The organism is Nocardia sp. CC201C, from assembly GCF_030010695.1.
GTDB classification, from domain to species: Bacteria; Actinomycetota; Actinomycetes; order Mycobacteriales; family Mycobacteriaceae; genus Nocardia; species Nocardia otitidiscaviarum.
Map to the genome: position 1 here is coordinate 1 of NZ_JASCXP010000248.1, position 10,875 is coordinate 10,875.

The 10,875-nt window shown below is 69.0% G+C and carries 10 protein-coding genes; 3 read left to right on the forward strand and 7 right to left on the reverse strand.

Annotated features, from left to right (window positions below):
- The 6 genes from QK444_RS23370 to QK444_RS23395 all read right to left on the reverse strand — a co-directional run.
- A partial coding sequence (locus QK444_RS23370; protein ID WP_282783679.1) for an AMP-binding protein occupies positions 1 to 731 on the reverse strand: 731 nt, incomplete at its 3' end.
- Positions 732 to 737: 6 nt separating this feature from the next.
- The gene (locus tag QK444_RS23375; RefSeq protein ID WP_282783680.1) at positions 738 to 1,586 is read right to left on the reverse strand and encodes a CoA ester lyase; all 849 of its coding nucleotides are present in this window, start codon (positions 1,584 to 1,586) and stop codon (positions 738 to 740) included.
- Positions 1,587 to 1,656: 70 nt separating this feature from the next.
- Complete coding sequence (locus QK444_RS23380; RefSeq protein ID WP_282783682.1) at positions 1,657 to 2,154, reverse strand: MaoC family dehydratase; 498 nt, start codon at positions 2,152 to 2,154, stop codon at positions 1,657 to 1,659.
- Entirely contained in the window at positions 2,151 to 3,311 is a 1,161-nt protein-coding gene (locus QK444_RS23385; RefSeq protein ID WP_282783685.1) for an acyl-CoA dehydrogenase family protein, read from the reverse strand. Before QK444_RS23385 ends, QK444_RS23380 begins: the two co-directional genes overlap by 4 nt.
- On the reverse strand, positions 3,308 to 5,371 hold the full coding sequence (locus tag QK444_RS23390) for a biotin carboxylase N-terminal domain-containing protein (RefSeq protein WP_282783687.1): 2,064 nt from the start codon (positions 5,369 to 5,371) through the stop codon (positions 3,308 to 3,310). The genes QK444_RS23385 and QK444_RS23390 overlap by 4 nt, the downstream gene beginning before the upstream one ends.
- A gap of 5 nt (positions 5,372 to 5,376) precedes the next feature.
- Positions 5,377 to 6,963: a carboxyl transferase domain-containing protein gene (locus QK444_RS23395; RefSeq protein WP_282783689.1), complete on the reverse strand. Its 1,587-nt coding sequence runs from the start codon at positions 6,961 to 6,963 to the stop codon at positions 5,377 to 5,379.
- Between the two features lie 95 nt (positions 6,964 to 7,058).
- Here QK444_RS23395 and QK444_RS23400 point away from each other — a divergent pair, with 95 nt between their 5' ends.
- Both QK444_RS23400 and QK444_RS23405 read left to right on the forward strand, forming a co-directional pair.
- Entirely contained in the window at positions 7,059 to 7,652 is a 594-nt protein-coding gene (locus tag QK444_RS23400) for a TetR/AcrR family transcriptional regulator (protein WP_282783691.1), read from the forward strand.
- A gap of 98 nt (positions 7,653 to 7,750) precedes the next feature.
- Entirely contained in the window at positions 7,751 to 9,043 is a 1,293-nt protein-coding gene (locus tag QK444_RS23405; RefSeq protein WP_282783692.1) for an amidohydrolase, read from the forward strand.
- 2 nt (positions 9,044 to 9,045) lie between these two features.
- Here the strand turns inward: QK444_RS23405 and QK444_RS23410 are convergent, their stop codons facing one another.
- On the reverse strand, positions 9,046 to 9,486 hold the full coding sequence (locus QK444_RS23410; protein WP_282783693.1) for an SRPBCC family protein: 441 nt from the start codon (positions 9,484 to 9,486) through the stop codon (positions 9,046 to 9,048).
- A 144-nt stretch (positions 9,487 to 9,630) separates the two neighbouring features.
- Here QK444_RS23410 and QK444_RS23415 point away from each other — a divergent pair.
- The coding region (locus QK444_RS23415; RefSeq protein ID WP_282783695.1) for a TetR family transcriptional regulator at positions 9,631 to 10,875 on the forward strand (1,245 nt) is incomplete at its 3' end.

Below are 10,875 nucleotides of genomic sequence, written 5' to 3' on the forward strand. Positions count from 1 at the left end.
GCCTGTCCCAGCCCGATGGAGTCCCACGGCAGCGCCCCGGGCACCGAGCGGCCCAGGCGCGATACCAGCACGGTCGACCGCAGTGAGGGCAGCCCGCCGCGCAGCCCCTCGATCTCCTCGCACTTGTCGTGTTCCTTGCCGCCGTAGCGGTAGCCGTCGGCGGTCACCAGCACGACCGGCTCCAGCTGCCCCAGCCGATCCAGCGCGGCGCGAGCCGAATAGTCCTGCCCGCAGGCGCTCCACACCGCGCCCAGACTGGCGGTGGCCAGGAAGGCGATGACCGCCTCGGGGATGTTCGGCAGGTAGCCGACGACTCGATCGCCCGGCCCGACACCCAGTTCGCGCAGGGTGTGCGCGAAGGCGACGGTTCGGGAAACCAGTTCCGTCCAGGAGATCTCGACGATCTCGGCATCCTCGCTCACCGCGAGGATGGCGGGCCGGTCGGTGCGCGCCTGCCGCAGCACCTGATCGACGTAATTGAGCCGGACGTCCGGAAACCATTGCGCCCCGGGCATATCCGTTGAGGCCAGCACCTCGCCCGGCGCATCACCGAGGTCGAAGTACTCCCACAGCGACTTCCAGAATCCCGGCAGGTCGTCGACCGACCACTGCCACAGCGCCCGGTAGTCCGGTACGGACACCCCCGCGCGACGTTCGACGAACCGTGCGAAATCGGTGACTCTGGCCGACGCGATATCCGCTTCGCTCGGCACCCACTGCGGTTCCACCACTACCTCCTACGACGCCACGTTCGCGCTGTCGGCACCCTGTGCCCGGCGCACGATGCGCTCGGCGTGCCGGAGCACGGGTGCGTCCACCATCCTGCCCTCGAAGGTGAAGACTCCGCGGTGATTCGGCACCTCCGCGAGCAACCTTCGCGCCCAGTCGATCTCCGCGCCGGTGGGCGCGTAGGCGCGGCGGATCACCGGTACCTGACTCGGGTGAATGGCGACCTTGGCGTCGAAACCGACGGCCACCGCGTCGAGCGCTTCCGCCGCGAGGCCATCGAGGTCCGGAATATCGAGATACACCGAGTCGAGCGCGAGTTTGCCGTACGCCTTGGCCGCCAGCAGCGACTGCGAGCGCACATGCCGGGCCACATCGCGGTAACTGCCGTCGGCGTGCCGGCTGGAATTGCCGCCCAGGCCCGCGACCAGATCCTCCGCGCCCCACATGACGCCGATGGCGTTGCGCGCCATGACCGCCCGGCCCACCGCCAACGCCCCCAGCGGCGATTCCACCAGCGCGATCACCTCGTAGTCGGCGAGCGTGGTGATCTGTTCCGCCGATTCGCATTTGGGCAGCATGAGACGTCGGTAGTCCGTGCGGGCCACGGCGACGAGATCGAGCATGTGCTCGACCGTGCCCGCGGCATTCACCCGGACGACGGTGCGGTCCGGATCCAGCGGTGTCGCGATGAGCGCCTCTCGGGCCGCGGCCTTGTCGGCCTCGGCGACCCCGTCCTCCAGGTCGATGATCACCACATCGGCCGCGGCGGCGGCTTTGGCGTACCGCTCGGGTCGATCGGCGGGGCAGAACAGCCACGCCGGTCCCGCCATCTCCCAGCCGGTCCCCGGATTGCTCATGCCGTATCCCTTCGGGCCTGAACGGAGCGCCGCGTGGCGACGCTCCACTGCTTCCTCCGCGCCTGACCGCTCATGCCGGTGTCTGCTTCCGTACCAGTGTCTTCCGGACCGCGGTGGCGACGATATCGCCGTGCTGATTCCGCCCGGTATGCGCGAAGGTCACGATCCCCTCCCCTGGGCGGCTCTTGGATTCCCGTTTGTCGGTGACCACGGTTTCGGCGTACAGGGTGTCGCCGTGGAAAAGCGGTTTCGGAAAGGCGATATCGGAGAAGCCGAGGTTGGCCACAATGGTGCCCTGCGTCAACTGCGTGACAGACAAACCAACCAGTGTGGACAAGGTGAACATGGAATTCACCAGACGCTGGTGGAAGGGCGGCAGCGCGTCGGCGAACGCGGCGTCCAGATGCAGCGCCTGCGTGTTCATGGTCAGCGTCGTGAACAGCACATTGTCGGCCTCGGTAATGGTGCGGCCCGGCCGATGCTCGTACACCACACCGGTCTCGAACTCGTCGAACCACAGGCCGCGCTGCACGACGCGGCGGATGTCGTCGTTCGGTTCGGCGCTCACAATCCCAACTCTCGCCCGATCAGCATCAACTGCACCTCCGTGGTGCCCTCACCGATTTCCAGGATCTTGCTGTCGCGATAGTGCCGCGCCACAGCATATTCGTTCATGAAGCCGTAGCCGCCGAAAATCTGGGTGGCGTCGCGGGCATTGTCCATGGCGGCCTCGCTGGCGACGAGTTTCGCGATCGAAGCCTGTTTCTTGAACGGTTTTCCGGCGAGCATGAGCGCGGCGGCGTCGTAGTAGGCGGTGCGAGCGGCGTGCGCGCGGGCCTCCATGCGCGCGATCTTGAAGGCAATGGCCTGATTCCGGCCGATCCGCTGGCCGAACGCCTCGCGCTCCTTGGCGTAGCGCACGCTCTCGTCCACGCAGCCCTGCGCCGCACCGACCGACAGCGCCGCGATGGCGATCCGGCCCTCGTCCAGAATGCGCAGGAAGTTGGCGTAACCGCGACCCTCCTCGCCGAGCAGGTTCTCGGCGGGCACCCGCACATCGGTGAAGCTCAGCGGATGGGTGTCGGAGGCGTTCCAGCCGACCTTGTTGTACGCGGGTTCGGCCACGAAACCCGGCGTGTCGGTGGGCACCAGAATGGTGGAAATCCGCTTCTTGCCCTCCACCTGACCGGTCACCGCGGTCACCGTGACCAGCCGCGTGATATCGGTCCCGGAGTTGGTGATGAACTGCTTGGAGCCGTTGATCACCCAGGCGTCGCCGTCGAGTACGGCGGTGGTGCGGGTGCCGCCCGCGTCGCTGCCCGCGCCCGGTTCGGTGAGCCCGAAGGCGGCCAGCGCGCGACCGCTGGTGAGCTGCGGCAGCCACTCCTGCTTCTGCTTGTCGTTGCCGAAGCGGTAGACGGGCATGGCGCCCAGGGAGACACCGGCCTCCAGCGTGATGGCGACGCTCTGGTCGACCTTGCCGAGTTCCTCGAGGGCCAGGCACAGCGCGAAGTAGTCGCCACCCATGCCGCCGTACTCCTCGGGGAACGGCAGGCCGAACAGGCCCATCTCGGCCATGCCCGCGACAACCTCGTACGGGAAGCTGTGCTCGGCATCGTGTTTCGCCGCGACGGGTGCGACCACCTGGTTGGCGAAATCCCGCACGGTGTGCGCGAGGTCGCGGTACTCGTCCGGAAGCGATCCGGTGGCGAGGAAGTCGGTCATGCGCTGTGTCCTTCCGAAACTGACTCGCCCGCGGGCACCACACGCGCGAGCGGCTGATCTACCTTCACCTGATCGCCCGCCTCGACCAGCAGTTCGACCCGGCCGTCGATGGGGGCGGTGAGCGAATGCTCCATCTTCATGGCCTCGACCACCACGACGGTGGTTCCGGCGGTCACCTCCGCGCCGGCGGTGACGGGCACGGCGATGACCGAACCCGGCATGGGGCTGAGGATTTCGGCGTCGCCGACATGTTCGACCGCGCCGCGCACGTCGGCCTCGGCCACCTCGCGCAGCTGCGCGACGCCGGTGCGGTCGGCCAGCCAGAGGTGGCCGTGCCGCTCGGCGATCCGGTGGCGGGTGCGCACCCCGTCCAGGACGAGAGTGAGCCACTGCCCGCCGTCCGCCGGGGTGCCGTCGAGTTCGGCCGTGAGCGTGACCTTCTCGCCGTCCTCCACCCGGACCTCGGCCCGCTCGGGCGTACCGGTGAAACAGACGTGCGCGGTCCGATCGCCACCGCTGAGCCGCAGCACGGTCGCAGCGGTGCCGCCGATGCGCCAGCCGGACGGGATCTCCCACAGATCACGGGCCGCGGGCGGCCACAGGTCACCGGCCGCACGCGGCCAGCGGCGCAGCCACAGATAGCTGGCGGCGGCGATGAACTGGCTGTCGGTCACGGGCGCGGGCACGAAGTCACCGGCCCGGCGGTCCAGCAGCGCCGTGTCCAGCTCGCCCGCGACCACATCGGCGTCGGCGAGCAGGAAGCGCAGGAAATCGACATTGGTGCGCACCCCGAGCACCTGCGTATCCGCCAGGGCCGCATCGAGTCTGGCCAGCGCGGCGCGGCGGTCGCCGCCGTGGGCGATGACCTTCGAGAGCATGGGGTCGTAGTCACTGCCCACCACGGTGCCGACGCGCAGCCCCGAATCCACCCGCACGCCGGTGCCGTCCGGTTCGGCGAGCGCCAGCACCGTACCGCCGGTGGGCAGGAAGTCGCGGCCCGGATCCTCGGCGTAGACGCGCGCCTCGATGGCGTGCCCGGTCAGCTTGATGTCGTCCTGGTTCACGAACAGCTTCTGCCCGGCCGCGATGCGCACCTGGCATTCCACCAGATCCACGCCGGTGACCATTTCGGTGACCGGATGCTCGACCTGGAGGCGGGTGTTCATCTCCATGAAGAAGAACTCGTCGGGCTTGTCGGCGGAGACGATGAACTCGACGGTGCCCGCGCCGACGTAGTCCACGCTGCGTGCGGTGGCGCAGGCCGCCGCGCCGATGCGGGCGCGGGTGGCGGCGTCCAGCAGCGGCGAGGGCGCTTCCTCGATCACCTTCTGGTGCCGTCGTTGCAGGCTGCATTCGCGTTCGCCCAGATGCAGGATGTGGCCGTACCGGTCGGCGAGGATCTGCACCTCGATATGGCGGGGGCGGGTGACGAAGCGCTCCAGGAACAGGGTGTCGTCGCCGAAGGCGGCACCGGCCTCGCGCCGGGCGGAGACCAGTGCGGCGGGCAGCTGCTCCGGCTCCGTCACCAGGCGCATACCCTTGCCGCCGCCGCCCGCCGAGGGCTTCACCAGTACCGGGTAGCCGATATCGGTTGCCGCCTCGATCAATTCGGCGTCGGTGAGGCCGGGCCGCGCGATGCCGGGGACCACCGGCACCCCGAAGGCGGAGACCGCGGTCTTGGCCGCGATCTTGTCGCCCATGATCTCGATGGCGCGGGCGGGCGGTCCGAGGAATTCGATACCGGCCGCCTCCAGCGCCGCCGCGAAGGCCGAATTCTCGGACAGGAAGCCGTATCCCGGATGGACCGCCTGCGCGCCGGAGCGCACGGCCGCGTCCACCACTTTGTCGATATCCAGGTAGGACTCACGGGCGGGGGCCGGACCGAGACGCACCGCCGTATCCGCCTCGCGCACGTGGCGGGCGTCGGCGTCGGCGTCGCTGTAGACCGCGACCGAGCGAATTCCCATGGCCCGCAGCGTGCGCATGACCCGGACCGCGATCTCGCCGCGGTTGGCCACCAGCACGGTGTCGAAGGCGACGGGGTGGGCTGTGTTCATCATGGTGGTCACATCCGGAAGACGCCGTAGGAAACGGGTTCGATGGGGGCCTGACCGCACACCGAAAGGGCAAGGCCGAGCACGGTTCTGGTATCGGCGGGAGCGATGACGCCATCGTCCCAGAGCCGCGCGGACGAATAGTAGGGATGGCCCTGGTGTTCGTACTGGGCGCGGATCGGGGCCTTGAACGCCTCCTGATCCTCCTCCGACCAGGGCTGACCATTGCCGTCGAGCTGATCGCCGCGCACCGTCGCCAGCACCGAGGCGGCCTGCTCACCGCCCATGACGGAGATGCGGGCATTGGGCCACATCCACAGGAAGCGCGGCGAGTACGCCCGCCCGCACATGGAGTAGTTGCCCGCGCCGTACGAACCGCCGATCACCACGGTCAGCTTCGGCACCCGCGCGCAGGCCACGGCGGTCACCATCTTCGCGCCGTGCTTGGCGATGCCGCCCGCCTCGTAGTCGCGGCCCACCATGAAGCCGGTGATGTTCTGCAGGAACACCAGTGGAATGGTGCGCTTGTCGCACAGCTCGATGAAATGCGCTCCCTTGAGCGCGGATTCGGCGAACAGCACGCCGTTGTTGGCCACGATGCCCACCGGGTGGCCGTGGATGCGGGCGAAGCCGGTGACCAGGGTCTTGCCGTATTCGGCCTTGAATTCGGAGAATTCGCCGCCGTCGACAATGCGGGTGATGACCTCCCGGACGTCGTACGGGGTGCGCAGATCCGTCGGGACGACGTCGTACAGCTCATCCTGCGGCGCGATGGGGTCCACCGTGGGCGCGACCTCCCACGGGGTGGCGTGCTTGGGGCCGAGGGTCGCCACGATCTCGCGGACGATGCGCAGCGCGTCCTGATCGGATTCCGCGAGATGGTCGGTGACGCCGGAGATCTTGGAGTGCAGTTCGCCGCCACCGAGTTCCTCCGCGGTCACCACCTCACCGGTGGCGGCCTTCACCAGCGGCGGACCGCCCAGGAAGATGGTGCCCTGCTCGCGGACGATGACGGTCTCATCGCTCATGGCGGGCACGTACGCGCCGCCCGCGGTGCAGGAGCCCATGACCGCGGAGATCTGGGCGATGCCCTTGGCGCTCATGGTGGCCTGGTTGAAGAAGATGCGGCCGAAGTGCTCGCGGTCCGGGAAGACCTCGTCCTGTTTGGGGAGGAACGCGCCGCCGGAGTCGACCAGATAGACGCAGGGCAGATGGTTCTGCGCGGCGACCTCCTGGGCGCGCAGGTGCTTCTTCACCGAGAGCGGGTAGTAGGTGCCGCCCTTCACGGTCGCGTCATTGGCGACCACCACGCATTCCCGGCCGGATACCCGGCCGATGCCCGCGATCACGCCCGCGCCCGGGCATTCGTCGTCGTACATGCCGGTGGCGGCGAGCGGGGCGAGCTCCAGGAACGGCGAGCCCGGATCCAGCAGCTGATCCACCCGCTGCCGGGGCAGCAGTTTGCCGCGGGCCAGGTGCCGCTCCCGCGCCTTCTCCGGTCCGCCCAGCGCATTGGCCGCCAGCCGCGCCCGCAGGTCCTCGACCAGCGCCAAGTGCGCGGACCGGTTGTCCACGCGGGCTCGTTCGGTCACCGTCATCACGTCATCCTGTTCGATCAGTTAATCGCCGATAACTGAGAAATAAGATAATCTTCACTAACTGAGTTGTCCAGATCCGATGAAGGGAGTGCGCGGTGAGCAGCACCGAACCCGTGACTCTCACCCGTCGCGAGCAGCTCAAAGCCCAGCGGCGACAGCAGTTGCTGGAGGCCGGGGCCCGGCTGATCGCCGATCGCGGATTCCTGGGCATGCGGCTCGACGACCTCGGCGCGGCGGCGGGAATCAGCGGCCCCGCGGTGTACCGCCACTTCCCCAACAAGGAGGCGCTGCTGGTCGAGCTACTGGTCGGCATCAGCCAGCGCCTGCTCGACGGCGGCCGCGCGGTCGTCGCCGACGCCCCCACCCCGCGCGCGGCGCTCACCGCCCTGGTCGACTTCCACCTCGACTTCGCCTTCGGCGACCCGGAGCTCATCCGCATCCAGGACCGCGACCTCGAGAACCTGCCCGAAGCGGCGCGCCGCCAGGTCCGCCGCACCCAGCGCCAGTACGTCGAGGTCTGGGTGGCCGTCCTGCGCGAGCTGCACCCCGACCTCCCCGAACCCGCCGCCCGCGTCCAGGCACACGCCACCTTCGGCCTCATCAACTCCACCCCGCACAGCGCCCCCGCGACCATGGCCTCCCGAGCCCGCCCCATCCTGCGCCGCATGGCCCTGGCCGCCCTGGAGTAGGCGCTCTCCGCCGATGCGGCACCGCATGCCTGACCGACTACTCAGCTCCGACCGTCGGGTGTAGCTATCATCTGGTTACCCATGTGAACGGAGGCGCTATGACGACCGACGGGATCTACGCCGAACTCGATGCCGCCGCGGCGGCGGTGGCCGATCGGGTGGTGCGGTGGCGACGGCATCTGCATCAGCATCCGGAGCTGTCCAATCGGGAGCGTGAGACCGCGCGGCTCATCGCCGATCACCTGCGGTCGCTGGGGCTCGACGAGGTGCGCACCGGTATCGCGGGGCACGGCGTGGTGGGTGTGCTGCGGGGTGGGCGGCCGGGTGATCGGGTGGTCGCCCTGCGCGCCGATATCGACGCGCTGCCGGTGCCGGATGAGTGCGGGGTGCCGTTCGCCTCGCGGGTGGTGGACGAGGACTATCCGGGTGGCCCGTTCCCGGTGTCGCACGCCTGCGGGCACGACTGCCATACCGCCATGCTCATGGGCGCGGCCACCGTACTCGCCAAGGCTCGCGAAAAACTTTCGGGCACCGTGCTTTTCGTCTTCCAGCCCGCCGAGGAGGGGCCGCCGCCGGAGGAGAAGGGCGGTGCCCGCGAGATGCTGGCCGAAGGCGTCTTCGCGAATCCGGTGCCCACCATGGCGTTCGGCTTCCACGTGGTGCCGCTGCCCAAGGGCTGCATCGGATACCGGGTCGGCAACCAATTCGGTGCGTCGTGCCTGGTGAAGATCGTCCTCACCGGACAGCAGGTGCACGGGTCCACGCCGTGGATGGGCATCGATCCCATGCCCGCCGCCGGTGCGATCATCACCGGCATCGGCCAGATCTACCGGCAGGTCAACGCTTTCGACCCGATCACCGTGACCATCGGCCATGTGGAGGATGTGGGGCGGTTCAATATCGTGGGCCAGACGGTCACGCTGTGGGGCACCATCCGCTGCACGGTCGAGGCGGATATGGCGGAGGTGCGGAAGCGGTTGGACACGCTCGCCACCCACACCGCCCAGGCGTACAACTGCGCGTCGACGGTGGAATTCCTCCAGGACGTGCCCGCCGTGGACAACCGCCGAGAATGGATGGAGCCGGCGCTGCCGACCTTCCGGCGGGTGGCGGGCGCGGAGCGCGTACTGCCGATCCCGCCGACCCTCGGCTACGACGACGTCTCGGAATTCGTCAACACCTACGGCGGGCTCTACGTCACCCTCGGGGTGCAGGACGTCGAGTTGGACCCGGCCACCGGTTGCCCACGCCCCACCCCGGGCGGTCGGGGCATGTACATGAACCACAACCCGCACTTCTACGCCGACGACGACACGCTGGTCACCGGCGTGCGACTGCACTGCCAGGTGGCGCACGACCACCTCGCGGGCACGCTGGTGCCCGCGGAGTAGCCCTACTCTCCGCGCAATTCCTTTGCGGCGGTGCGCAGTACGAGATGGAATCCGCCACGCACCAGCGGCAGGTAGGCGCGGGTAGACAGCTTCGGGCACCGGTTGTCCACCTCGAAGGTGGAATACCAGTTCACCAGCGTGCCCTCGGCGTGCTCGGACAGCTCCAGCTTGCCGTCCTGGGTGCGCAGCCGCGGCACGGACGAGAGCACGCGGTAGCGCATCCGGGTCGGCGGGGTGTACTCGACGATCTCCTCGGTGAGCCGCATGAGCGGCGTGACGATCAGCCGCACCGCGCCCACCCCGTTGCCGTTGGTGTCGCCGGGCCGCACCAGCGTGACCCGTCTGACCCAGGGCACCCGCTGGAAGTTGGTGACATCGGTGAGCCAGTCGAACACATCGGTGATGGGCGCTGGAATAGTGCGCTCCACCTCCACCCCGCGCATAGCGGCTCCGTTCCTCGCGATCGTGCCCATGCAGACTACGGGGCGGATCGGCCGCGACGGCGAATAATGCTCGCGCCGAGGAGATCACAATTCGGAAGACCAACCCTGCACGGCGACAAAGGCGCTGGTCGCTACCATGGCGACATGAACGTAGAGGAGCGTCGCAAGACCCGTGCCGAACGCGACGACGCTTCCGCGGCCGCACCCGAACGCGTGATCCGCCGACGGCCCAAGAACCGGCGCGCCCAGATCGCCGCCACCTCGGCGGCCGCCTTCGGCTCGCTCGGCTATCACGGTGTCTCCATGGAGGACATCGCGGCCCGCCTCGGCATCAGCTCCGCCGCCCTCTACCGGCACTATCCGAGCAAGTACGCGCTGTTCCGGGAGGAGTTGCTGCGCCTGGGGCAGCTGACCGTCACCGCGGTCACCCTCCCCGAGGACGCCGCCGACTGGACGCCGCACCAGCGGCTGACCCGGGTACTGGAGTCGCTCATCGCCGACACCATCGCCAACCGCGCCACCGTGGCGCTGACCCGGTGGGAAGGCCGCTACCTCGACGACACCGACCGCGCGACGCTGAACGAGCAGTTCGCCGAGGCGGTGGCGATCGTGCGCGGCCTGATCGGCGAGGTGCGGCCGGAGCTGGACGGCCACGACCGCGCGGTGCGGGCCGCCGCACTGTTCAGCATCATCACCAGCATCGGCGATCACCATGCCGCCATGCCCGCCAAAGCGCTTACCGCACTGCTGCTCTCGACCTGCTACCAGGTGATCGACTGCGAATTGCCGCCGCCCGCCGACACTGTCGAACCGATGCGGGCGGCGGAGATCCCGCAGTCGTTCAAACACGAACTGCTGCTGCGCAAGGCGGTGGAGCTGTTCCACGAGCGCGGGTACCCGAACGTGAGCATGGAGGACATCGCCTCGGCCGCGGATCTGTCGGCGGCCTCGGCGGTGTACCGGTACTACCGCTCCAAGAGCGATCTGCTCGCCGCCGCCTTCCGCCGGGCGGCCGATCGGGTGTCGGGGGCGATCGGCCCGGCGACGGCTTCCTCGTCGAGCCCCGCCGAAGCCCTGACCACACTCATCGACCTCTATGTCGGCGGCTCGTTCGCCGAACGTGAGCTGACCTACGTCTACTACGCGGAGTTCGGGCACGTATCGCCGGAGGAGCGGACGGTGCTGCGCAATATCCAGCGGCTCATCGTGGCGGAATGGGTGCGGTTGCTGGTGGCGGTGCGTCCGGAACTGTCCGAGAGCGAGGCGCGGATTCTGGTGCACGCCGCCTTCGGGCTGGTGGTGGATCTGGGCCGGGTGTTCGGCGACGACCCGCGGATCTGCCCGCCCGCCCGGGTGATCCGCCTCATGCGGGTGACGCTGTTCGGCGCC